Annotated in this window: 17 protein-coding genes, 4 pseudogenes and 1 riboswitch; of the genes and pseudogenes, 12 read left to right on the top strand and 9 right to left on the bottom strand. The window is 68.7% G+C overall.

Translation table 11 applies throughout. The features are described from left to right. Nucleotides 1–650 precede the first annotated feature (650 nt). Nucleotides 651–1,298: a 2OG-Fe(II) oxygenase gene (locus ACFVT1_RS34380; protein ID WP_389802837.1), complete on the bottom strand. Its 648-nt coding sequence runs from the start codon at nt 1,296–1,298 to the stop codon at nt 651–653. A gap of 452 nt (nt 1,299–1,750) precedes the next feature. Here ACFVT1_RS34380 and ACFVT1_RS34375 point away from each other — a divergent pair, with 452 nt between their 5' ends. The 4 genes and pseudogenes from ACFVT1_RS34375 to ACFVT1_RS34360 all read left to right on the top strand — a co-directional run. After that, nucleotides 1,751–2,050 carry a SidA/IucD/PvdA family monooxygenase gene (locus ACFVT1_RS34375; RefSeq protein ID WP_389802834.1) on the top strand — a complete coding sequence of 100 codons (300 nt, stop codon included), beginning with the start codon at nt 1,751–1,753 and terminating at the stop codon, nt 2,048–2,050. A 360-nt stretch (nt 2,051–2,410) separates the two neighbouring features. Continuing rightward, entirely contained in the window at nt 2,411–3,307 is an 897-nt protein-coding gene (locus ACFVT1_RS34370; RefSeq protein ID WP_389802831.1) for a formyltransferase family protein, read from the top strand. After that, nucleotides 3,304–4,281, top strand: a complete 978-nt coding sequence (sbnA, locus tag ACFVT1_RS34365; protein WP_389802828.1) for a 2,3-diaminopropionate biosynthesis protein SbnA — start codon at nt 3,304–3,306, stop codon at nt 4,279–4,281. Before ACFVT1_RS34370 ends, sbnA begins: the two co-directional genes overlap by 4 nt. Nucleotides 4,282–4,525: 244 nt before the next feature. Then, nucleotides 4,526–4,928: pseudogene (locus ACFVT1_RS34360) on the top strand (transposase); the annotation flags it as partial. Between the two features lie 159 nt (nt 4,929–5,087). On the opposite strand, the gene ACFVT1_RS34355 reads toward ACFVT1_RS34360, so the two are convergent. Further along, a complete protein-coding gene (locus ACFVT1_RS34355; protein WP_389802825.1) occupies nt 5,088–5,777 on the bottom strand; it encodes a methyltransferase in 690 nt (229 codons plus the stop codon). 311 nt (nt 5,778–6,088) lie between these two features. Between ACFVT1_RS34355 and ACFVT1_RS34350 the strand changes: the two genes are divergently transcribed. The 5 genes and pseudogenes from ACFVT1_RS34350 (at nt 6,089) to ACFVT1_RS34330 (ending at nt 10,167) form a co-directional block, all read left to right on the top strand. Then, nucleotides 6,089–6,448, top strand: coding sequence for a helix-turn-helix domain-containing protein (locus ACFVT1_RS34350; protein WP_389802822.1), 360 nt, complete (start codon nt 6,089–6,091; stop codon nt 6,446–6,448). Then, nucleotides 6,412–7,023 (top strand): annotated as a pseudogene (locus ACFVT1_RS34345) (transposase); the annotation flags it as partial. The gene ACFVT1_RS34350 and the pseudogene ACFVT1_RS34345, both read left to right, overlap by 37 nt. Nucleotides 7,024–7,221: 198 nt before the next feature. Then, nucleotides 7,222–7,419 (top strand): annotated as a pseudogene (locus ACFVT1_RS34340) (dihydropyrimidinase); the annotation flags it as partial. Nucleotides 7,420–7,430: 11 nt separating this feature from the next. Next, nucleotides 7,431–8,432 carry a TIGR03842 family LLM class F420-dependent oxidoreductase gene (locus tag ACFVT1_RS34335; protein ID WP_389802819.1) on the top strand — a complete coding sequence of 334 codons (1,002 nt, stop codon included), beginning with the start codon at nt 7,431–7,433 and terminating at the stop codon, nt 8,430–8,432. A 160-nt stretch (nt 8,433–8,592) separates the two neighbouring features. Beyond that, entirely contained in the window at nt 8,593–10,167 is a 1,575-nt protein-coding gene (locus ACFVT1_RS34330) for an NCS1 family nucleobase:cation symporter-1 (RefSeq protein WP_389802816.1), read from the top strand. Here ACFVT1_RS34330 and ACFVT1_RS34325 read toward each other — a convergent pair. Continuing rightward, a complete protein-coding gene (locus tag ACFVT1_RS34325) occupies nt 10,130–10,909 on the bottom strand; it encodes a hypothetical protein (protein WP_389802813.1) in 780 nt (259 codons plus the stop codon). The genes ACFVT1_RS34330 and ACFVT1_RS34325 overlap by 38 nt on opposite strands. Nucleotides 10,910–11,571: 662 nt before the next feature. On the opposite strand from ACFVT1_RS34325, the gene ACFVT1_RS34320 reads away from it, so the two are divergent. Both ACFVT1_RS34320 and ACFVT1_RS34315 read left to right on the top strand, forming a co-directional pair. Then, nucleotides 11,572–13,023 carry an amidase gene (locus ACFVT1_RS34320; RefSeq protein ID WP_389802810.1) on the top strand — a complete coding sequence of 484 codons (1,452 nt, stop codon included), beginning with the start codon at nt 11,572–11,574 and terminating at the stop codon, nt 13,021–13,023. A gap of 652 nt (nt 13,024–13,675) precedes the next feature. Beyond that, complete coding sequence (locus tag ACFVT1_RS34315) at nt 13,676–16,249, top strand: SpoIIE family protein phosphatase (protein WP_389802983.1); 2,574 nt, start codon at nt 13,676–13,678, stop codon at nt 16,247–16,249. 295 nt (nt 16,250–16,544) lie between these two features. On the opposite strand, the gene ACFVT1_RS34310 is transcribed toward ACFVT1_RS34315, so the two are convergent. Then, nucleotides 16,545–17,609 carry a biotin/lipoate A/B protein ligase family protein gene (locus tag ACFVT1_RS34310; protein ID WP_389802980.1) on the bottom strand — a complete coding sequence of 355 codons (1,065 nt, stop codon included), beginning with the start codon at nt 17,607–17,609 and terminating at the stop codon, nt 16,545–16,547. 327 nt (nt 17,610–17,936) lie between these two features. Continuing rightward, nucleotides 17,937–18,139, top strand: a riboswitch (cobalamin riboswitch). Nucleotides 18,140–18,166: 27 nt separating this feature from the next. Here ACFVT1_RS34310 and ACFVT1_RS34305 point away from each other — a divergent pair. After that, nucleotides 18,167–19,255, top strand: a complete 1,089-nt coding sequence (locus tag ACFVT1_RS34305; protein ID WP_389802807.1) for a HoxN/HupN/NixA family nickel/cobalt transporter — start codon at nt 18,167–18,169, stop codon at nt 19,253–19,255. A gap of 61 nt (nt 19,256–19,316) precedes the next feature. Here ACFVT1_RS34305 and ACFVT1_RS34300 read toward each other — a convergent pair. The 5 genes and pseudogenes from ACFVT1_RS34300 to ACFVT1_RS34280 form a co-directional block, all read right to left on the bottom strand. Continuing rightward, nucleotides 19,317–19,475 (bottom strand): annotated as a pseudogene (locus tag ACFVT1_RS34300) (sigma factor-like helix-turn-helix DNA-binding protein); the annotation flags it as partial. A 42-nt stretch (nt 19,476–19,517) separates the two neighbouring features. Then, nucleotides 19,518–20,312, bottom strand: a complete 795-nt coding sequence (locus tag ACFVT1_RS34295) for an ABC transporter ATP-binding protein (protein ID WP_389802804.1) — start codon at nt 20,310–20,312, stop codon at nt 19,518–19,520. Then, nucleotides 20,309–21,298, bottom strand: coding sequence for a FecCD family ABC transporter permease (locus tag ACFVT1_RS34290; RefSeq protein ID WP_389802978.1), 990 nt, complete (start codon nt 21,296–21,298; stop codon nt 20,309–20,311). Before ACFVT1_RS34290 ends, ACFVT1_RS34295 begins: the two co-directional genes overlap by 4 nt. Before the next feature lie 132 nt (nt 21,299–21,430). After that, nucleotides 21,431–22,462, bottom strand: coding sequence for an ABC transporter substrate-binding protein (locus ACFVT1_RS34285; protein WP_389802801.1), 1,032 nt, complete (start codon nt 22,460–22,462; stop codon nt 21,431–21,433). A gap of 234 nt (nt 22,463–22,696) precedes the next feature. Continuing rightward, nucleotides 22,697–23,114, bottom strand: a 418-nt coding sequence (locus ACFVT1_RS34280; RefSeq protein ID WP_389802798.1) for an electron transfer flavoprotein subunit alpha/FixB family protein, incomplete at its 5' end; no start/stop codon positions are given.

Raw genomic sequence — 23,114 nt, 5'->3', positions numbered from 1 at the left:
ATTTGCTCCCGTCGGAGCGCCGGCTTGCAGAGGCTGGATACCCTGCTTGAGTAGCCATCTCTGAATGCCAGGCTGAGGCAGGAGCCTTGGCGCGTTTACCGTCGCCGCGTAAATAGATGCCGATCCCACGGTCAGAGCCGCTGAATCGAGGACCAACTGCGGTGCGGAATCTCACCGCTCCGGCACAGCGGGACCTGCTCGTCTTGAGACTGTCACCCAGATTTGAATGAACCAAGATTTTGCGTCCGCACAGTTCGCGCACGACGGACAGCCTTACGGCCGCGAAAGGCTAAGGTCCACGCGTCACGAGAGAATCAGCGACACAGCCAGGGCAGCGGCGAGAGATGGAAAGCAGCCCCAGTCAAATCTCATTCTCATGGCCAGGACGCCGGATTCTTACGATGCCCGAAAAATCAGAACGTGTCAGGCGACGGTGGCATCCATACGTTCGTCCAGGATCTGCGATGGGGCGCGAACCGGCGCGCGCGGCGATGAACCGGGGGCAGCCGTGGCATGCCCCGGCAGACTTGCTGACCGGTGGAGCTGGTCAGCCGTGCACCCCCGAATTTCGTCTGCTCAGGCGGGGATGCAGTGCCGCCGAGCTCGCCAGGGCGAGCTCCTCGTCGGGCAGGCCGTGGCCCGGGGCTGTGTCAATCGGACCGCTTGCCGCCGCCCTCCAGCCAGAATTCGAGCTGTACGGTGATGCGTTTGACCTCATCGCTGGCGGTCACCTCGGAAACCGAGTGCCAGGACTTCTCGCTGGGCGGGAAGGCGAGAAATTGACCGGCACGTGGCGAGATACGACGCGCGGGCTCGTCCGCAGGGTCCGGAGAATTTCGCACCTCGTACTGGCCGCCTCCGTCCTCGGGCCAGTATGGCGTGAGGTAGAGGATGGCTGTCAGCGCCTTGTCGGTCTTGTCCTTGTGGACCGATATGAAGTCACCAGGATCGTGAATGTAGATCCCGATCTCGGTCGCGAGGTGCCGCAGCTTGATTCCCGTCCCGCGTTCGAGCCAACCGACGAACTGGTCCCCGCGCAACTCCTGGAGCAATTGCTTCCACTGCGGGGAAAGCGAGTCGGTAACTGCCGAAATCTTGTCTCCTCCCTTCTGTAGCGAAAGGAGATTCATCGCGTACTGCTTGTCATGGTTCGGATCTGATACCACTACCCGCTTGTATCCGTCCCGCGGTGCGCTCTCGTAGAGGGACTTCACGCTTTCCGCCGCGAGAGCATTCTGCGCGAGATGGATAGCGAAAGGATCAGCGATGTGCTCGAACTCCGCCTGGGTATTGAGCATCCGTACGTCCTCCTACAGGGGTAGTCGCTCCAAGGTCACAAACACCCTTACATGCGTGACGGAACGACGTCAACGGTGCGTGTGTGGATTGCCGAATCGATGGGTCATGCGTACCTTGACTGCCAGTGGAGCGAGCTTCTCAAGATCCATTTTGATCCGCTTATTAGTGGCTTGAAAAGTGGCTGGACTTGGCCTGAGGCAGCCGATCTTCGTTGCTTTGTTCTCCGTTGCCCGGTCACCCGGATGAAGGGGAGTCCGCCCTGTGTCTGTGCCCTATTAGGAAGGATTCGATGAGTCAGTTTCCAGTCAGCGGCAGTGGTGTCCTGCACGATGTCATCGGCATGGGTTTCGGCCCTGCGAGTCTTTCTCCGGCTGCGCCGCCAAAGAAGAGGCCTCCCCTGCTCAGCTACCTGTTCCTGGGGGCAAGATCGTAGGTCGAGGGGCAAACAGGCATGCAGATGCCCGGTACGGACATCGAGAACCACTCGGTGCAGTATCTGGCCACATTGCGTGGCCCGCAGATCCGGTTTGCCTTCATCGGCTCTCCACACGAGCACGGCCAGTTGCTGGCCTACTTGAATCTCTCCGTCCACGTCGTACTGCGCAGCGACTTCGCGCCGTACGTCCACCGCGGGGCCGAAGAACGCAGTGGCATGGCGCATTTCGGGCATGCGGTGGTGGATGCGTCCGGTGCAGCCGGGCCGGCACCCCTGCTACGTGGTCACCGCTGCTGGTACCAGCCCCTCATCTGAGGAGCGAGATCGAGCCCATGAACCTGTTGCCGTCTCTGCGTGTGTGCGCTGCTGAGCAGCATCTCTGACTGGATCAGGTGGGCGTGCGCCCTCGTGAGCAGTGACAGTGGGTACGGATGTGAACGACTGCATCGGTATTCAGCGGCTCAGTCATCTGGAGTTCCTGGAGGAGAGGGGGCGTACATCTTCCGCGAGGCCGCGGGGTAGATCGAGCGACCGGTGCTGCCTCCCTCCCCATACGTCGACGACGGAGCGTCCGAGGCTCCGCGAGCGCAAGGGCTACTTCCGAACTATGACGGCTGACGATCAATGAGAAGCCGGCCGACCTGCTGCCGGCGGATAGAAGGGAAGTCCCGTTCCTTGTCTCCGTACTTCCTGCTCACCGAGAACACCTTCCACGCCACCTATCTGGTAACCGACTGGCTTGCCGAGTTCGGTAGGAAAGGGAGCTTCCAGGGGGTTGTCCTGCGGGACGATCCGCTGCCGAAGGCCGTCAGGACGGCCCGAGAGAACTTCCACAGGACGTATCAGGGTGAACGGTCTCTGGACGAGGACGCGTGGGCCCATCTGTACCGGCTGTATCCCGATCTGAGCGAGACCGAACGGACCATGATCAGGGACTTTGGAGTTCCGAGGCACACTGTGACCCAGGATCCGGCGACCGTTTTCCTGGGCAGAAATCTCAACAGTGAGGCCGCCAGGAAATGGCTCGACACGCAGTGCGCAGGTCCCGATGGACCGTTCTTCTTCGTGTTCCTCGACAGAATCCTGGCGCCGTGGTGGATCGAGATGACGGGATCCCGCATCATCAACGCCCATTCCGCTGTGCTGCCCCACGCCAGAGGGATCTTCGCGATAGAGCAGGCCGCGCTGCTGCGGGACCCGACGTTGTTCCGGGACGCCGCGGGAGCGACGGCCCATTTCGTCGACACGGGAATCGATACCGGACCCGTCGTGCGAGCCATGACGTTCGCTGATCCGTTCGCCTTCGAATCCATCTGGAGCTGTAAGGGTCACTCCTTCATGTTGGCCTTCGACGTCCTGAGGGCGGTGACGCACGACATGGTGGAAGGCTGCGACACCACATACGCAGGTGTCGTCCCGGCACCATCTCCGCACGGCGCCCCCGAATTCAAGCGCGGCGCCTTCACGCCGGAACGGCAGGCTGCCTCGGAAGCCGCATACGCGGCCATGCGAGCTGCCGCACAGAAATCGACTCCGTCCGGATTCATGAAGAATCCGATCGGATCATCGTGATAGCCAACGAAATCTACGAAATCGTGCCCGACGATCTTTTCCTCCGGTTCGACGAGCTAGCTCCCGGAAGCTCCGTGTACCTCAAGATTGAAGGCCTCAACTCGGCAGGGTCGGTAAAGCTCAAGACCGCTGTCGCCCTGGTAGCGGAAGCTGAGGCGTCTGGGCGATTCCCGCCCGGCCGCCTGATCGAGTCGACGTCTGGCAACCTCGGCGTGGCCCTGGCCGTGGTGTGCGCCGCAAAGGGGTACCCCTTGACCTGCGTCACTGATCCCAACACGAATGCCCATTCGGTACGGACCATGGAAGCGTTGGGTGCCGAGATCGTCGTCATCGATACAGTGGACGACAACGGCGGATTTCTCCAATCCCGCGTCAAATACATACGCAGGCGCCTCGCGGGCGAGCCCGATCTGTATTGGCCGAATCAGTATGCCAGCGCAGCCGGCCCACGGGTCCACCGGGACCGTACAGCCCAATCCATATTCGGGGAACTCGGCCACGTCGACTGCATATTCATCGGCGCGGGGACGACCGGAACGCTGATGGGTTGCGCGGATTTTGTCCGGGAGCACAGTCTGGCCACCCGGATCGTCGCGGTCGATACTGTGGGTTCGGTGACGTTCGGCGGCCCCGCCAGTCGGCGCCATATCCCGGGACTCGGCACCAGCAGACGGCCGGAAATCCTCGACGAGGAGAAGATCGACAAAGTCATCCATGTGACCGAATCCGAGACCATCACCATGTGTAGGAGGATCGCAGCTCAACGCGGAGTCCTTCTCGGCGGATCGAGCGGGACAGTACTTGCCGCTGTGCAGAGCGCGGCCGAGGAACTCCCGCTCGGCAGCATCATTGTGGCTATTTCCCCGGATCTCGGGGACCGTTATCTGGAAACGATATACAACGACACATGGGTGGCTGAGCGATGGCCGGAAACACTGTTGATTCCGCAGATTTCCGACGGCCCGCAGAAGTGAGGGAACAAGCGCCGGGCACCGGAGAATTTCGACATCATCACCGGGGGAACGGCACAAGATATCCTGGAGAGCAACAGAGGGTATGTACTCGACATCGTAACAAGTACGTACCTGCACCACAGTGCTGGTGAGACCGTCAATCCGGACAGCCCCTTTCTGCGCTCTCCCGAGAAGTTGGATTCCCGGATCATCGTGCTCTCCGCCCGTCTCGGTGCGTACGTGCGGTTTGCCGGTCTAAAATGCCGCGATCCGGGGCGCACGTTCCGAAGTACGCGAGCGGGTCCGGGAGCTGGCCGGTGCAAGCAGTCCGGCCGCCGGCGGTCAGGTGATCGTGGACATCGACGGCGTGCTGGTGCTCGCTCACTCCGAGAAGCAGGACGCCACCGCGACCTGGAAGAAGACCTTCGGCCGTCATCCGCTCGTCGCGTTCGTCGACCACGGCCAGGCCGGGTCCGGGGAACCGGTGGCCGCCGTGCTGCGGCCCGGCAACGCGGGCTCCAACACCGCCGCCGAGCACATCGAAAACGCCCGACTCGCCCTGGTTCAACTGCCAAAATGCCTGCGTCGGGGGCCGACGGACGCTGATCCGGACCGACTCCGACGGCGGCACCCATCTCTTCGTCGCCTGGCGTTCCCGTCGGGGCCGGACGCCGCCGCTGGCACCGCTTCACCGCCCGATGGCCCTGGACCGGCATCATCACCCACGCGAGCGACAGGTTCCACGCCCTCTCGAACGCCGGCTGACCGCAGGGGTTGAGTGCCTCCGGATCAGAGCCGCGAAGACATCCAGGCGCGATGGAACGAAATCACGCCGGCACCAGTTCGAGGAGTAGGTGGGGGTGTTTGATGATTCGGGTGGCGGACTGCGAGCGGGCCCGTTCGGTGAACGTGTGCCCGGTCCGTTCGGCGAATTTGCGGAGCAGGCTGACGTTTCCATGTCCGCTGAATCCGATCAGCAGACGCCCGCCGGGTGTCAGGTGGTTCGGTCCCTCTTCTACGTATCGCCGGTGGCTTTCGTACCCAGGGTCGAAGAATGCCTTCTCGAACTCGGACCGGTGCGTATAGCCGGATGGCATCTCGATTCCGTTGGAGTTCCAGAAAATGCAGTCGAACCTCTCGTTTGCTCCAACGGCGCAGAAGAGGTCTCCGTGGCGCACACTCACTTTGTCGGCCACACCGTGCCGGGCTGTATTGATCGCAGTGTTGCGGACCGCCTGCGGATTGATGTCGGACGCGACCACCGCGTCGCAACTCGACATGGCCGCGGTGACAGCAGTGACGCCCGTGCCGCAGCCGATTTCCAGGAACGTGCCGCCAGGCGGCGGGTAGATGTCTTGGCGAGTGAAGAATTCAGTGGATGAGAAGGAGCCCGAAGGGTATACGTCCGGCAAGATTGACCACTCCTTTCCGAGGAGAGGAAACACGCTTTCCCGATCGATGGCAAGGCGGCGTATATTTTTCCGTGTGATCGCTTCGGTGGAGATGGGGTCCGACATGGTGGTGCATCCCCTTCCGTCCATGCGTGAAACAACGGGATCCTCACGTTAACCCGTGGCCCCGTCATTCTGTAGGTGTACCCCCCCGGGTGCTGGAGATCGTCGCCCATCGCCTGATGATCCCGAGAGGGCGCACAGCGGGCTCGTGCAGACGTTGGCCGATCTGGACCCTGCGCCGGAATACCGCTGCGGGCGCGGGCCTCTCGCCGTGATGAATTTGATCCGAAACGCTTTGAGTTCAGGCTCTTTGACGGTCTGTGAGTGATCTGGTGGGGAATCCACGGACTTGGTCGCCGGCTGCGCAGGAGGCCGTGCGGTTGCTGGCAGTGTCCGCGCTGATGGAGGGCCGGGATCGGGCAGAGGTTGCCGCCCTGCTCAAGGTGTCGGCCAGGGCCGTGGACAACTGGTGGGTGAAGTGGCCGGCCGGCCGGGGCGCGCTGCTGCCTCGCCCGGGAGGCCGTCGCGTGGGTGAGCACCAGGTCCTGTCGGAGGCCGAGCAGGCCGCCGTCCGGCAGGCTGCCCTGGCACCCTGTGTGATCAAGATGGGCTTCAGCGCCTGGCTGAGGAATGGATCGGTGAAATACCTGACCGCTCTCAATCGTATCGTGATCGAATGGCTGTCCTCGATGAGTAGATGGGGCGCAATCGAAAAATTTGCAAGAATAAACTGATTGCGGTAGTGGCGGCTGGGGTCGTTGACGGAGATGGTGAAATCGAGAGCGAGGAAATTAACGCAATAATCGCTGAGGTGAAAGGTGGTCTTAAAGACAAAGAAGACCAGCTCCGGATGATGCGTGGCGATACTATGGAATGGCTGATGGGGTCTCAGCGGTATGAGGATCGGGCCAGGGAAATCCTCGGTTTGGCGCTCCATGCTCGACCGAAGCTGGACAATCTGCCCGTGGAGAAGCAACGTGACCTCCTAGATCTCCTCGACGTCCAAGCAGTCGTGACCAGCATGGTGTCCGGGGCGCTCCGCAGTGCTGGCTGCGGTATTGAAGCCCGGTTTACCAGTCGGGAGCGCATGGTGCCGCCAATGCCCACCGAAGATCAGTGGGCGCTTGCAGAGAACCTCTTCCCAAGGCCCAAAAAGCAGTCCAGAATCATCCCTCCACGACTCGCGTTCGAGGCGGCGTTGTACAAGGTTCGGTGCGGCCTCATGTGGAAGGATCTGCCGGAGCACGTCACTCAAGGGCGCCGCCCCCAGAGCCTCTACCAGCGTGCGCTTGAGTGCCTGAAGAACGGTGTTCGGGAGAGGGCGGTATGCGCACTGGGCGACTACGACGGCACTTCGGTTCCACCCCTGTACGGACTGCCCGATCTCCCCATCACCGGAACCTTCGACCCACGCCTGAGCGCGCCTGCCGAACGTCGTGCCGCAGACGTGGACGCCACTACACAGGAGGGCGCGCCACAACACGTTTCAAGCTGTTCATGGCCTACCCCGGCGGCCGAGCAGACCCTTTCCGCCGAGACCCACCACATGGACGTCGACTACTCGGCCTACGAAGGAAAGCGGATCACCGGCCGGGTCGAAACCGTTCTCTCGCGCGGTGAAGTCGTCATCGACGGGCGGAAGTTCACCGCCTGGGCCGGTCACGGCACGTACACCCCGCGAGCCACCTGCCAGTACCTGGACTAGGAGCGCCCGTCATGGACTTCGGACTCGTCCTCCAGACCGACCCGCCCGCCTCGACCGTCGTCGGTCTGATGCGCCGCGCCGAACGCAACGGCTTCCGCTACGGCTGGACCTTCGACTCGACAGTGCTCTGGCAGGAACCTTTCGTCATCTACAGCCAGATCCTCGAACACACCGAGGACCTCGTCGTCGGCCCCATGGTCACCAACCCGTCCACCCGCACCTGGGAGGTGACCGCCTCCACCTTCGCCACCCTCAACGACATGTTCGGCAACCGCACCGTCTGCGGTATCGGGCGCGGCGACTCGGCGATGCGGGTCGCCGGACGCAGACCCAACACCCTCGCCCGCCTCGGTGAGGCCATCGACGCCATCCGCGACCTCGCCGAGGGGCGGGAGGCGACCGTCGACGGGCAGCCGGTCCGGATCCCCTGGGTGAAGGACGGCAGACTGCCGGTCTGGATGGGTGCGTACGGCCCGAAGGCGCTCGCCCTCGCCGGACAGAAGGCCGACGGCTTCATCCTCCAGCTCGCCGACCCGTTCCTCACCGAGTGGATGGTCAAGGCCGTACGGAACGCGGCGGCGCAGGCGGGCCGCGACCCGGACTCCGTGACCATCTGCGTCGCCGCCCCCGCGTATGTGAGCGACGACCTCGACCACGCCCGCGAGCAGTGCCGCTGGTTCGGCGGCATGGTCGGCAACCACGTGGCGGACCTGGTCTCCCGGTACGGCGAGCACTCCGGACTCGTCCCCGAGGCCCTGACCGCATACATCGCCGGGCGGTCCGGCTACGACTACAGCCACCACGGCCGCGCCGGAAACCCCGACACGGCCTTCGTGCCGGACGGCATCGTCGACCGGTTCTGCCTGCTGGGACCTGCCGAGGCACACATCGAGAAGCTCCGGACCCTGCGCGACCTGGGCGTCGACCAGTTCGCCGTCTACAACATGCACGACGCGCGCGAGGCGACGATCGACGCCTACGGTTCGCAGATCATCCCCGCCCTGACCACCTGACCACCTGGCCCCTGACCACCTGGCCCCCGACCACCTGGCCCCTGCCCCCCTGACCACTCGACCGCCGGCCACCCGGTCGGTCCGCCCCACGGTTGTCCGAACCCCCCGCGCCCTGCCCCGTCCCGCACGGCACCGCTCCCGAGCGAAGGGTCCAGCCGCCTTGACACCGACCGTCCCCTCGACACCGCCCCTTCCCTCCGTCCCGTCACAGGACCGAATACCCGATCCGGCGGGCCGCGTCGAACTCGCCCCCGGCGCCGTGCCCACCGACAACCGCTTCGTCAACGAGGACCTGCTGCCCGTACCGCTGGAACGGCGCCGCTGGACGACGTACAACTTCGCCGCTCTCTGGGTCGGCATGGCCCACAACATCCCGTCCTGGCTGCTCGCCTCCGGTCTGGTGGCCCTCGGCATGGACTGGAAGCAGGCCGTCCTCACCATCGCGCTCGCCAACCTGATCGTGCTCGGCCCGATGCTGCTCACCGGGCACGCCGGACCCAAATACGGCATTCCCTTCCCCGTTCTGGCCCGCGCCTCCTTCGGGCTGCGCGGCGCCAACCTGCCCGCGCTGATCCGGGCCGCGGTGGCCTGTGCCTGGTTCGGGATCCAGACCTGGATCGGCGGCGTCGGCGTCTTCACCCTGCTCGGGAAGATCTTCGGCGGCTGGGCGAAGGCGTCCGAGATCGGTGGGCAGCCGTGGACGCTGTGGCTCTGCTTCATCCTCTTCTGGGCGCTCGAACTCGCCATCATCCACCGGGGGATGGACGCCCTGCGCCGGTTCGAGAACTGGGCGGCGCCGTTCGTCATCGTCGGCGCGGTGGTCCTGCTGGCCTGGGTCGCCGTCAAGGCGGGCGGCCTCGGCCCGCTGCTCGACCAGCCCTCGAAGCTCGGCTGGGGCAAGGAGTTCTGGCCGGTCTTCTTCCCCTCCCTGATGGGCATGATCGCCTTCTGGGCCACACTCTCCCTGAACATCCCCGACTTCACCCGCTTCGGGGCCGGCCAACGCGCCCAGATCCGGGGTCAGTCGTTCGGCCTGCCGACCACGATGACGCTCTTCGCGATGCTCTCGGTCCTGGTCACCTCGGGATCCCAGGCCGTGTACGGGGAGGCGATCTGGGACCCGGTCCAGCTCGTCGCCAGGACCGACAACGTCTTCGGGCTGCTGTACGCCCTGGTGACCGTGCTGGTCGCGACGGTCTCCGTGAACATCGCGGCGAACGTCGTGTCACCCGCGTACGACCTGGCGAACCTCGCCCCCAAGCTCATCAACTTCCGTACGGGCGCCCTGATCACGGGTGTCGTCGGCGTTCTCATCATGCCGTGGAAGCTCACCGAGACCCCCGAGCTGTACATCTTCACCTGGCTCGGACTGGTCGGCGGACTGCTCGGTACGGTCGCGGGCATCCTGATCGCCGACTACTGGATCGTCCGCCGCACCGTGCTCGACCTGGCGGATCTCTACCGTCCCGGCGGCCGCTACTGGTACGCGCACGGCTGGAACTGGCGGGCGGTCGTCGCGTTCGCCGCCGGCGGCGTCCTGGCGATCGGCGGCTCCCACTCGGCCCCCGGCACCGGTCCGTTCCCGGCCGACGGCCTGATCCCGTTCCTCAAGCCGCTCGCGGACTACGGCTGGGCCGTCGGGCTGGCCTCGTCGCTGGTGCTGTACACCGTGCTCAGCCGGCGCTCCCGCGCCACCGTCACAACGGCGAGGACTGACGGGCCAGCAGCGCGTTGATGTCGTACGTCTGATCCGGCGGCGGCGTGGCCGTGGGCACCGGCCTGTCGAAGGCCGAGAAGCCCGCGACCGCGTTCGCCCCGCCGCCCCGCACCGTGATCCTCAGCGGATACGGCTTGCCCGAGGCCGCGACGTATGTCGTCACCGTCCTGCCGTCCCTGAGCCGGGTCACCGGCACCACCGGAGCCCCGTCGAGCGTGGTCTTCCGGCCCTTGTTCAGCGTTCCGCGGTCGTTGTCCGCGTGGTCACCGACCAGCTTCCGGAAGGTGTCCAGATCGCATGCGTTCACCACGTCGCGCAGCCTCGGGTCGGAGGCCGAGCCCTTCATGTAACGCCCGTTGAGGATCGCGGCGAAGGCCGGGCCGCCGTCCGGCACCTGGCTCTTCCAGAAGTCCGCGTCCGGCTTGACCCAGACATCGTTGCCGCGCTTCACGATCCGGACCGACCCCTGGCTCCTGCCCAGGTCCACCGAACCGGTGCAGTTGCCGTCTCGGTCCAGGGTGAGATCCAGGGCCGTCGACGGATTGCCGCCCCTGCCGAGGTCGCCGTGCGCGCTGAGGCGCAGGGAACGGGCGCTCAGGAGCGCGTCCCGTGAGCGGTCGGCGATCTGCTGGGCGGAGAGCTGGTCGATGCCGTTGTCCGCCCGCGCCGCACCGGTGCCGACGACGCCCCCGCTCGTGAGTCCCAGCACGACGACCGCCGCCCAGGCGGCCTGGCGTGTGCCGATGAGTCGACCGGTCACGGTGCCTCCCTCGAAGAGCCCGTCGGGCCTGTTCAGGTGTGCGATCCGATCTTTTCGAGCGTACGCCGGGCAGCGGCGGGTCGCGCGACGGCGGACCACCGCCGCCGCGCGTACACAGGGTGATGCCCTGCCGCGTTCTGTGCCATGGGCGGCCGGGGACGGTTGCCGACGCACCGGGTTCGCCGCCGACGGACGTGGACGGTGGGCACGTCACCCTCGACCCGGGGCAGTCCGGCCGGTCCACCGCGCACCGCGCCGGCCTCGGGACCGGGATCGGCGAGATCGGCGTCCAGCCGTAGGGGAGCCGGCGCCGTCGGGGCGCGAACCGGGCCGTTGCGGTTCGCCCAGCGCTCCCGGCGCACACTTCCGGCCCTGCCGGGAACCCCGTCCCTCCGCCCCGGTGCCCGTACCGGGGCGGAGGGACGAGGGGCACCGTCGGATGCGTCTCGAAACCTTCCTCGAACCCCGTTTCCACGTGCCCCCACCAGTGCGTTTGCCCTCCACTTCCGCCGGTGGACCCGGGACGGGGCACCGACACCCTCCGGCCGCTCTCCTCCGAACGGTTGAGCGGACCGCCCACGACTCGTTACCCTCCGGTAAGTTCGTTCGGGCGTACAGGTGCGGGCGCGCGCACCTGCCGATGCGAGGAAGGCGGGCAGCCCATGTCCTCAACGGAAGCCGTCGAAATCATCGAACCGGCCGGCCCGGCCGGACTGGCCGACAGCGCACGGGAGCTGGCCGAGGGCCGCACCACTTCGACCGAGCTGGTCTCCGCGGCCCTGATCCGGATCGAGGAGAGCCAGGGCACCCTCAACGCCTTCCGGCACCTGCGCGCCGAGGCCGCGCTGGCCGAGGCCGCCGAGGCCGACCGCAGGCTCGCCGCGGGGGAGCGGCTGCCCCTGCTCGGGGTGCCGGTCGCGGTCAAGGACGACACCGACGTCCTCGGGATGCCGACCTACTTCGGCTGCGACGGCGACCTGCCCGCCGCCACCGCCGACAGCGAGGCCGTACGCAGGCTGCGGGCCGCCGGGGCCGTGATCGTCGGGAAGACCAACTCCTGCGAGCTGGGCCAGTGGCCGTTCACCGAGGGCCCCGCCTTCGGCGCCACCCGCAACCCGTGGAACACCGGGCACACTCCCGGCGGCTCGTCCGGCGGATCCGCGGCCGCCGTCGCGGCCGGGCTCGTACCCGCCGCGCTCGGTTCGGACGGCGCCGGGTCCGTCCGTATCCCCGCGGCCTGGACCCATCTCGTCGGCATCAAACCGCAGCGCGGCCGGATCTCCGTCCACCCGCAGAGCGACGCCTTCCAGGGCCTGACCGTCAACGGTCCGCTGGCCAGGACCGTCGCCGACGCCGCCCTGCTGCTCGACGCGGTCGCCGGACCCCACCCCGACGACCCGCACCGCCCGCCGTCAGTCGAGGCGTCGGCAGCCGCCCGCCGCGACCCCGGCAGACTGCGCATCGCCCTCGCCTGGCGCCCCCCGCTCACCCTCACCGGCTCCGCCCCCCACCCCGACGTGCGGCGGGCCGTCACCGCGCTGGCCGAGGCCCTCGCCCGCCTCGGCCACGACGTCGAGGAGGCCAGACCCCGCTACGGGCTGATCGGTCTCGGCTTCGTCCCCCGCGCCACCGCCGGGATCGCCGAACTCGCCGCCCGCCACCCCGATCCCGCCCTCCTCGACCCGCGCACTCGCAGCGCCCTGCGCACCGGCACCCGGCTCGGCGGCCGGGTGGTGCGCGCGGCCAGGGAGCGCGAGGTGCGCCAGCACCGCAGGATCGGCGCGTTCTTCCACACCTCCCGGGACGGCGCCGGCTACGACGTACTGCTCACCCCGACGACGGCCCTGCCCCCGCCCCCGATCGGCAGGTTCGACGGGCTGAGCGCCTGGCGCACCGATGTGACGATGGCCGAGGCGTGCCCGTACGCCTGGCCCTGGAACGTACTGGGCTGGCCCGGCATCAACGTACCGGCCGGATTCACCACCGACGGGCTGCCCGTCGGCGCCCAGCTGCTCGGCCCCTCCCGCAGTGAGGAACGGCTGATCTCCCTCGCCGCCCAGCTGGAGGCCGACCGCCGCTGGTACGAGCACCGGCCCCCCGCACCCGCCCCCTGAGGGACGGTGGGCGCTGACCGCCCGTACCCCCGCCCGCGTCAGCCACACCGTCCGGATACGCGGTTGACGCGCACCCGGGAAGCCGGGCGGCCTTCCCCGCGCCGGCCGCCGTGCACGCCGCCCGCAGCGGACACCGCGCCGGGGCGTCGCCGCGAACGCCCTCTTCCCCACCGGCATGCGCGAGCGCGTCACCGCGCTCGGCGGCACCCTCCGAGCCGAGCCCCGGCCGGCGGCGGCTCCGTACGCACTGCTCTCGCCCGCCCTCAACCGCCCTCTGATCGGCGGATTCGTCGCCGGACCACCCGACCGGACCACCGCGCCCGGTTCCGAGAACCTCACCCGCCGGGAACGCGACGCCGGCGCACCGGCGGCCCGCGGTCCCACCGACGAGGAGATCGCCGCGCACAGGGTGTTCAGCCCGTTCACCGCGAGGACCCGCGTCAGCCGCGCCCTGACCGAACCGGCTGCCCGGCGACCGGGCGCAGCTCGTCGTCTTCGCGTACGAGCCGGGCCTCGGCGCACCCCGGGACCCCCGCTCCCGACACCGCACCGCGGCGGCCCCGGCCCGTCCGATCCGCGGTCGCCGACATTCGCACGGGAGCGCCGAAGGCGGGATCATGGAGCGGAACGGAGTGGAGGGGTGGTGACCAGTATGGCGTCCGCAGGCCCGCAGCCGGTGCCCGGAGCCGAACCGTCGCAGCCCCGTACGGATCAGCACTCCTTCGACACGGCGAACGACGCGACCGCGGTGGTCGCCGGGACCGGAACGGTCATCGGCTGGACGCACAGCGCACAGGATCTGCTCGGGTACCACGCCTCGGAGGTGGTCGGGCGGCTTGCCGACTTCCTTCTCGCCATGCCCGAGGACCCGCTGCGGGTGGCGGGGATCGCCGAGCGGTGCCGCGCGGGCGTGGGCTGGAGCGGCGCCGCCGACGTGCGGCGGCGCGACGGGCAGCGGGTCACCGTGGATCTGCGGGTCTCGGCCGCGTTCCACCTGGACGGCCGGGAGTGCTTCCTGGTCTCCGGGCGCGAACGCAGGCCGGAGTGGGAGGTCGGGCAGTCCGTGCTCGACGCCTTCCTGACCAGCTCACCGATCGGTATGGCGGTGATGAGCCCGCAGCTGCGCTACGTCTGGGTGAACGACACCCTGGAGCGGATCGGCGGCGTCCCGCGGGAACAGCGTGTGGGCCGCCGGATGACCGAAGTGCTCCCGGGACTGCAGGCCGACGCCATAGAGACCCTGATGCGCGGAGTGCTGGACACCGGCGTCCCCGTCATCGACTACGAGTACCGGGGCTGGAGCTGGGCCGATCCGCACCGTGAGCGCGCCTATTCCACCTCGTTCTTTCCGCTGACCAACGGCGGCGACACCGTCACCGGCATCTGCTACATGGTCCTGGACGTCACCGACCGGTGGAAGGCCCAGCAGCGCCTGGCCCTGGTCAACGACGCCGGGGCCAGCATCGGCTCCACCCTGGACGTGATGCGCACGGCTCAGGAGCTGGCCGACTTCGCAGTGCCGCGGTTCGCCGACTTCGTCGTCGTCGACCTGCTGGAGCCGGTCGCCAGCCCGGAGGAGCCCGGCCCGTGGCCTCTCGGCACGGGTCCTTCCGCCACGGGCCTTCCCTCTTCCGCCCTTGCGGGTCCGGGCTTCGCCGCCTCGGGCTCCTCGGGTACGGGAGCCGCCCGCCCCGGTACCGACAGCACGTCGGGCCGGCCGAAGCTGCGCCGCGCGGGGATGAGTTCGGTGCGGGAGGGCTGCCCGGAGGCGGTCTACCGGGTCGGGGAGCTGGTGGACTCCGTACCCCCGCCCCACGGCGTCCGGTTCCTCAGGGACGGCGAACCCGTTCTGATTCCGGTCCTCGAGTCCGTCAGGCGGCTGTGGGCGGTCGAACAGCCCGCCAGGGCGGCGTCCATCCGCGACTTCGGCCTCCACTCCCTCATCGCCGTACCCATGCGGGCCCGGGACACGGTGCTCGGCCTGACCACCTTCGTGCGCACGGTGAACCTGGTCCCTTTCGAACCCGACGACGTGCTGCCGGCCCGCGAAATGGTGGCGCGGGCGGCGGTGTGCGTGGACAACGCCCGCCGCTACACCCGCGAGCACGCGGCGGCGCTGACCCTCCAGCGCAGCCTGCTCCCGCACACACTGCCCGGCGGGATGGCCCTGGACGTGGCCTCCTCGTACCTCCCGGCGGACGCCAAGGACGGTGTCGGGGGCGACTGGTTCGATGTGATCCCGCTCTCCGGCGCCCGGGTCGCCCTGGTCGTCGGCGATGTCGTCGGCCACGGCATCAGCGCCGCCGCGAGCATGGGCAGGCTCCGCACCGCGGTGCACACCCTCGCCGACATGGACCTTCCCCCCGACGAACTGCTGGCCCACCTCGACGATCTCGTGCTCCGCCTGAGCGACGAGGAACCCGACGGCGGGGAGAGCGGTACGACCGTCCTCGGCGCCACCTGTCTGTACGCGGTCTACGACCCGGTCACCCAGCTCTGCACGATGGCACGCGCCGGCCACCCGCCCCCCGTCGTCGTCGCGCCGGACGGGTGCGTCAGCTTCCCCGAACTGCCCGCGGGCCCCCCGCTCGGCCTGGGCGGTATGCCCTTCGAGACCGCGGAGATCGTGCTGCCGGAAGGCAGTCTCATCGGCCTCTACACCAACGGCCTCATCGAAGGCAGGGACCGGGACATCGATCTCGGCATGTCCCGCCTCGGCGCCGCCCTGTCCCAGCGCGGCCTCCCCCTCGACGCACTGTGTGCGACGGTCGTCGAGCAGCTGCTCCCCGTACCGCAGCCCGACGACGTCGCCCTGCTGCTCGCCCGCACCCACGAGCTGAGCGCCGACCACGTCGTCTCCTGGGACGTGCCCCCAGACCCGGCCGCCGTCGCCGGCGTCCGGGCCCGCACTGCGCGCCTGCTGAGGGCCTGGGGCCTGGAGGAGCTGGAGATGACGACCGAACTGATCGTCAGCGAACTGGTCACCAACGCGGTGCGCTACGCCACCGGACCGATTCGGCTGCGGCTGCTGCGCCAGTCCGTCCTGATCTGCGAGGTCTCCGACGGCAGCAGCACCTCCCCCCGGCTGCGGCATGCCAGGACGACCGACGAGGGCGGGCGCGGTCTCTTCCTCGTCGCCCAGCTCACCCGCCGCTGGGGTACCCGCTACACACCCGAAGGCAAGATCATCTGGACCGAGCAGGAACTCCCGGCGACGGGGGCCTGAAGCCTCGGTACGTCCGTTGCCTGGATCGCGGGGCACGGGCGGGGCGCGGGCGGGGTACGGACACGGGGCACGGACGGGGCGTGCCGCGCCGTCGGGGGTTTCCGGGCGCCCGCCGAGGCGTTTCATGCGTTCTTCGTTCCGTCCCGCGGCGCCCGATCGATCCGGCGCACCGTCTCCGGACGACGTGAACGCCGGGTGGCCGCGGTTTGGCGGGCGTCCCGGGCCCACCGCCCCGGGAGCAGCCGGCCGTGCGCCGCCGCCCCGGGAGCGGTTGTCCGCGCCGCGGCCCCAGGGGCTACGGCACTCGGGCCGTCCACTCGGCCGTACCGAATTTGGTGCGTACGAGCTCCTCGGCCCGGGCCATCTCCTCAGGGGTGACCCGGCCGGGGGTGAGGCCGTGGCGCTTCCGGAAGGAGTCGATCATGTTGTCGATGACGGTTGCGCGCGGCAGACCCGTCTGCCGGCGGAGCGGGTCGACACGCTTCTTGGCGCTCTTGGTGCCCTTGTCGGACATCTTCTCCTTGCCGATGCGCAGGACGTCTAGCATCTTGTCGGCGTCGATGTCGTAGGACATCGTCACGTGGTGCAGCACGGCACCGGGCCCGCCGTCGGGACCCACGACGCGCTTCTGGGCGGCTCCGGCGATCTTCCCGATCTCGGTCGCGATGTCGTTGAGCGGCTGGTACCAGGCCTTGATGCCCATGTCGCCGAGGGCTTCGAGGACCCAGTCGTCGAGGTAGGCGTAGCTGTCGGCGAAGGAAAGGCCGGAGACGAGGGACTGGGGCACGGCGAGGGAGTACGTGATGGTGCTGCTCGGCTCCGCGAACATGGCTCCGCCTCCCGAGATGCGGCGGACGACGGTGACCCCGTGGCGCTCCGTACCGACGGGGTCGACCTCATTGCGCAGGGACTGGAAGCTGCCGATGATGACGGCGGGGGAGTCCCATTCCCAGACCCGGAGTGTCGGCGGGCGCCGGCCGGCGGCGACCTCCGCGGTGATGACCTCGTCGAGGGCCATGTGGAGCGCGGGGGGCTGCGGCGCCTCGTGGATGAGCTGCCAGTCGTAGTCGCTCCACTCGGTGGCCTGCGCGAGGGCCCGGCGTACGGCGACGGCGACGCCCTCGGAGCTGAGGCCCAGCATCACGGTCGCGGGGGGAAGGGCCGCGTCGATCCGGGCGGCGAGCCCGGCGGTGTCGGTGTGGGCCGGAGCGCCTTCCAGCGCCGCGTCGATCGCGAGAATCGCCTCGTCCGGTTCCAGGAAGAAGTCCCCGGCCACCCGTACGTTGCGCAACGCCCCTCCCTCGACGTCCAGATCGACGACGACGAGCTTCCCGCCCGGGACCTTGTACTCACCGTGCACAGCCATGCCTCCAGATCTGCCCGATTCTTCCACTCTTCTACGAATCGGCGCTGAACAGGAACAACGCCCCTGGCATGCGATTTAATCCGCTGACACGACTGGGGCCGTGCGCCATGGCGGGGCCGTGCGCCATGGTGCGGTCCTGCGTCACGAGCTCCGGTATGCCGGTATGCCGGGAATCGGACTTGACCCTCCGCGCCCTCCGTGCCCTTCGCGCCGAGGGAGTGGGGGCGTTCCCCGGGCCGTTTCCTCCCCGGAGGCCGCGGTCACGACCCGGAGGGAACCGCTGCGCACGCCACCGGACTTGTAGGCGCCGTTCGCGGGAACCTAGAGTGGGCGCGCCGTGGTGTTCGGGAAGACCGGTGAAAGACTCCAGGAGTCTCAGGCCGGAGCGGCCCTCGCCACTGTGATCGGGGAGTATCCGTCCCACTGACGCCACTGGCCGCAGAGCGCGGCCGGGAAGGCAGGGGCGGGCACGAGCGCGAGCGAACCCGTCAGCCAGGAGACCGGCCACGGCATCTCACGAAGTCATCCACGAGGTGCTGGAGCGTGACCGCATGACCCTGCCCGACTCCGCCGTGTTCACATGGCGGCGCGAGGACACCATCCGTACCGCGGGGCTGCTGGCGGTGATTGCGGCTCTGCACGTGGTGGCGTTCGGAGTGCTGTTCCTGCTGGTCGTGCCGGAGCACTACCAGGTCGGTTCCAAGGCGTTCGGCATCGGGCTGGGCATCACCGCCTACACGCTCGGCATGCGGCACGCCTTCGACGCCGACCACATCGCCGCCATCGACAACACGACCCGCAAACTGATGGCCGACGGCAAACGGCCCGTGTCGGTCGGTTTCTGGTTCGCCCTCGGACACTCCAGCGTGGTCATCGCCATGGCGGCACTGGTCGCCGGGGGAGCGCGCCTCGCGGGGGTACTGATCAACGAGGATTCGGGCGCGCACCAGGTGCTGGGTGTGGTCGGCACGACCGTCTCCGGGTCCTTCCTCTACCTGATCGCCGCATTGAACCTGGTCGCGCTCGCCGGCATTCTGCGCGTGTTCAGGGCGATGCGCGCAGGCCGCTTCGACGAGGCCGAGCTGGAGCAGCACCTGGACTCGCGCGGGTTCATGAACCGGATACTCGGCCGGTTCACCCGGTCCGTCACCCGGCCCGGCCAGATGTATCCGCTCGGCTTCCTCTTCGGTCTCGGCTTCGACACCGCCACGGAGGTCACCCTGATGGTCATGGCAGGCAGCGGCGCCGCAGCCGGTCTGCCCTGGTACGCGGTCCTGTGCCTGCCGCTGCTGTTCGCCGCCGGGATGAGCCTGTTCGACACGCTCGACGGGACGTTCATGAACTTCGCCTACCAGTGGGCCTTCTCCAACCCCGTACGCAAGGTCTTCTACAACCTCGCCATCACGGGCCTGTCGATCGCGGTCGCCTTCCTCATCGGCACGATCGAGCTGGTCACCGTGTTGCACGACAAGCTCGATCTCCGGGACTCGGTCACGAGCTGGATCTCCGGCCTCGACCTGGGCAACGTCGGCTACCTGATCGTCGGACTCTTCGTGCTGGTGTGGGCGGTGGCGTTGGCGTACTGGAGGATCGCGAAGGTCGAGGAACGCTGGACGGCCCGCGCCGGCGACGGCGGCTGAGCCGGCTTCGCCGTCGGACCCGTGCTCGGCGGCGAGGAGCAGTTCCGCCGGTGCGATCCGGGCGCGCCACCCGGGAGCGGACCGTGCCCACCGGACAACGGCAGAGCGAGGCCGCTTCCGCGTACTCCAGGCCGAGCACCTGAGTGAGGACGAAGGCATCCCGGCGCTCGGGTGCGAGCGAGAACAGCAGCTCCGTCAGTGCCACGCCTTCCTCGAAGCCGGTACGTCGCGGGAGTGTGCCGTGCGGACCGCGCCGTGCGCCTCACCGGGGAGCGGGCGCCGCCGAGACCGCCGACCGGTGATCGAAGGCGATCAGCGGATCACCGGTCAGCGGGTGCTCGACCACCGCCGCCCGCACGCCGAACACCTCCGCCAGCAGCGCGGGCGTGAGGACCTCCGACGGGGTGCCGGACGCGACCACCGCGCCGTCGTGCAGCACATGCAGGCGATCGCACACCGAAGCCGCCGCGTTCAGGTCGTGCAACGAGATCAGCGTCGTGCGCCCCTGGGCCCGCAGCAGCGACAGCAGCTCCACCTGGTGGCGCACATCGAGGTGATTGGTCGGTTCGTCCAGCACCAGGACGTCCGTGTCCTGTGCGAAAGCCCTGGCCAGCAAAGCGCGTTGGCGTTCCCCGCCCGACAGCGCGGAGAACCGGCGGCTCCCGTGTCCGGCCAGACCGACCTGTTGCAGGGCCCGCTCGGCGATGTCGCGGTCCGCTCCGTTCTCACCGGCGAAGGCGCGCTTGTACGGGGTGCGGCCCATCGCCACGATCTCGCGCACGGTCAATTCGAATTCACTGCCGCGCTCTTGCGGCAGCGCGGCGATGTGCCGGGCCGCCTCGGCGGGCGGCAGGGTCGCGATGTCCGTACCGTCGAGCAGCACACGGCCGGCGGCCGGGCGCAGATGCCGGTAGACGGTACGCAGCACGGTCGACTTGCCACTGCCGTTGGGACCGACCAGCCCGGTGATCTCGCCCGAGGACGCGATCAGATCCAGCCCCGAGACCACCGTACGGCCGTCGTAGGCGACGCGGAGGTCGTGCACGTCGATTCTCATCCGCTGCTCTCCAGACGTCGGTTCAGCAGGAACAGCAGCGCGGGGGCACCCAGCAGTGCCGTGACCACACCGACGGGAAGCTCCTGGTCCGGCAGCGCGGTGCGGCACACGGTGTCCACGACGACCAGGAGCACCGCACCGGTCAGCGCGGACACGGGCAGCAGCCTGCGATGGTCCCCGCCGACCACGAGACGGCACAGGTGCGGCACCAGCAGCCCGACGAATCCGATGGCCCCGGAGACGGACACGAGCACACCGGTCAGCACACTGGTGACCACGAACATCTCGCGCCGCAACCGCACCACGTCCACTCCGAGCGCGGCCGCCGTCTCATCACCCATCAGCAAGGCGTTCAGCGCCCTGGCCCGTCCTTGAAGCACGGCAAGCCCCAGGACAACGACCGCCGCGGGTACGGCGAGCGAGCGCCACTGCGCCCCACCGAGGCTGCCCATCAGCCAGAACAGCACTCCCCGGGTCTGCTGCTCGTCACCGGCTTGCAGCACCAGAAAGCTGGTGAACCCCGACAGGAACTGTCCGATCGCCACCCCCGCCAGCACCAGGCGCAGGGGCGAGAAGCCGCCGCCGCGCCGGGCGATCGTCCAGACCAGAGCGAACGAGACCAGAGCACCGGCGAACGCCGCTCCGGAGACGCCCAGCCCGATGAGGCCCCCGGTGCCCGCGCCGAGAACGATCGCCGCGACGGCGCCGAGGGAGGCGCCGTTGGAGATGCCGAGCAGATAGGGATCTGCGAGCGGATTGCGCACCAGAGCCTGTACGGCGGTGCCGACCACGCCGAGCCCGGCACCCACGAGCGCCGCGAGCAGGGCCCGGGGGACCCGCAGTTGCCACACGATCAGATCCTGGGTGCCCGGCCGTGCGGCCCGTCCCGACATCCGGCGCCCCACCGTCGACCACACCTCGGAGACCGCCACATGCGAGGAACCCCAGGAGACCGCCGCCGTGAGCCCCAGCAGCAGCGCCACCATGAGCGCGGCGGCCACCAACGGGGCCGGAAGAGGCCGCCGCCCGCGCCCTCCGGGCTCCTTCGCGCCCCACGCACCGTGCCCGGCGGGGCCGGGGCGCCCGCCCGTTCCGTCGTTCGCCTGTCCGACCGTCATCTACCGGCCGCCCTCGAACCGGTCGGCATGGACCGTACGAGCGATCTGCTCGACCGCGTCCGCGTTGCCGACGCCGGCGATGGTGACCGGCTCGGAGCGCAGACGCACGAACCTGCCCTCCTTCACCGCGGCGAGCCCTCGCGTCGCCGGGAACGACGTGAGGAACCTCTCCGCCTCGCGGAACGCCTCGGCGTCGGACGCGGCGCTGCCCCGGCTGCGTACGGCCAGTTGGATCCAGTCGGGGTTCTTCTCGACGACGTCCTCCCAGCCGACCTGCTTGTAGTCCCTGTCGCAGTCACCGAAGACGTTGCGCGCACCGGCCAGCGTGATCACCGCATTGGCCACCTGCTTCCCGCACACCGCGATCGGCTGCCCGGTACCGCCGTCGAAGTCGAAGACGAAGTACGTCGGCCGCTGCGACTCGGGCAGATCACCCAGGGCCTGCCGGATCGCGGAGATCCTGGCCTCCATACCGTCGACGAGTACGCCGGCCCGCTCCGAAGTGCCCATGAGCGCTCCGAGCCGCCGGATGTCGTCCGTCACTTCGGAGAGGTCGTTGCGCGGCCCCTTGCGCAGTGCGGCACAGGCGGTCGACCGCAGTTGCACCACCTTGATGCCGGCCGCCCTGTACTCCTCGCGCCGGGGGCCCAGGCCGTCGCCGCCCATGGCGTCCATCGAGCCGAACGTCTCCAGATAGGCGTCCGCACCCGAACCCAGCAGTTTCTCCTTGGGGATCACCGTTCTGCCGAGCACCGGTACCTTTGCGGCCCGCGCGGCCAGGCCGTCCGGCAGCGCGCCCTTCGCCGGAGGGAATCCCGTTCCGATGATCCGGTCCGCCGCGCCGAGTCGGAGCAGGATCTCCAAGCCGGAGGCGTTGCTGGTCACGATCTTCCGCGGAGGCGATTCGAAGGTGGTCCTGGTTCCCGTGCAGTCCTCGACGGTCAGGGGGAAACCGGCTGCGGAGCCGGGCGGGCGGCTGCCGGAACCCGCCTCCGAGCCGGTTCCGCCGCAGGCGGTGGCGAGCAGGCCCACGGCGAGAAGACCACCAATTGTCCGACGACCACTCAACGAAATCCCACCCTCGACGACCTGTGCGGACCGAATCGCTGTTCGCGACTCCGCTGAGGTAGTCGCAGAGCAGGGGACGGGAGTTCCCGGGCACCGCGGATCACGCGGACGTCGGCATCGACAGGACGGTCCGGGGCCGTGTGGTGGGTACGCACCACACGGCCCCGGACCGTCGGGGCTGTGCCGGAAGGGGGCGGGTCAGCCCTTGCGGGATGTGATCTCTTCGGTGAGCTGGGGCACGACCTGGAAGAGGTCGCCGACGACGCCGTAGTCGACGAGGTCGAAGATCGGGGCCTCGGCGTCCTTGTTGATCGCGACGATCGTCTTGGACGTCTGCATGCCCGCCCGGTGCTGGATCGCGCCCGAGATACCGGAGGCGATGTACAGCTGCGGCGAGACCGACTTACCGGTCTGGCCGACCTGGCTGGAGTGCGGATACCAGCCCGCGTCCACCGCCGCACGCGACGCACCGACCGCCGCGCCCAGGGAGTCCGCGAGAGCCTCGATCACCCCGAAGTTCTCCGCACCGTTCACCCCCCGGCCACCGGAGACCACGATCGCCGCCTCCGTCAGCTCCGGACGCCCCGTCGACTCACGCGGCGTCCGCGACAACACC

Origin of the sequence: Streptomyces sp. NPDC057963, from assembly GCF_042887155.1 — a bacterium.
In the GTDB taxonomy this organism is placed as follows: Bacteria; Actinomycetota; Actinomycetes; order Streptomycetales; family Streptomycetaceae; genus Streptomyces.
The sequence above is the reverse complement of the archived record's forward strand: the minus strand, read 5'-3'. Positions and strand labels throughout refer to the sequence as shown.

Excerpts from the sequence above, each read along its gene's own strand:
- ACFVT1_RS34380 (WP_389802837.1), bottom strand. The coding sequence starts at position 1,298 with ATGCTCAATACCCAGGCGGAGTTCGAGCACATCGCTGATCCTTTCGCT.
- ACFVT1_RS34375 (WP_389802834.1), top strand. The coding sequence starts at position 1,751 with ATGCAGATGCCCGGTACGGACATCGAGAACCACTCGGTGCAGTATCTG.
- ACFVT1_RS34355 (WP_389802825.1), bottom strand. The coding sequence starts at position 5,777 with ATGTCGGACCCCATCTCCACCGAAGCGATCACACGGAAAAATATACGC.
- ACFVT1_RS34335 (WP_389802819.1), top strand. The coding sequence starts at position 7,431 with ATGGACTTCGGACTCGTCCTCCAGACCGACCCGCCCGCCTCGACCGTC.
- ACFVT1_RS34320 (WP_389802810.1), top strand. The coding sequence starts at position 11,572 with ATGTCCTCAACGGAAGCCGTCGAAATCATCGAACCGGCCGGCCCGGCC.
- ACFVT1_RS34315 (WP_389802983.1), top strand. The coding sequence starts at position 13,676 with ATGGCGTCCGCAGGCCCGCAGCCGGTGCCCGGAGCCGAACCGTCGCAG.
- ACFVT1_RS34305 (WP_389802807.1), top strand. The coding sequence starts at position 18,167 with ATGACCCTGCCCGACTCCGCCGTGTTCACATGGCGGCGCGAGGACACC.
- ACFVT1_RS34295 (WP_389802804.1), bottom strand. The coding sequence starts at position 20,312 with ATGAGAATCGACGTGCACGACCTCCGCGTCGCCTACGACGGCCGTACG.
- ACFVT1_RS34290 (WP_389802978.1), bottom strand. The coding sequence starts at position 21,298 with ATGGTGGCGCTGCTGCTGGGGCTCACGGCGGCGGTCTCCTGGGGTTCC.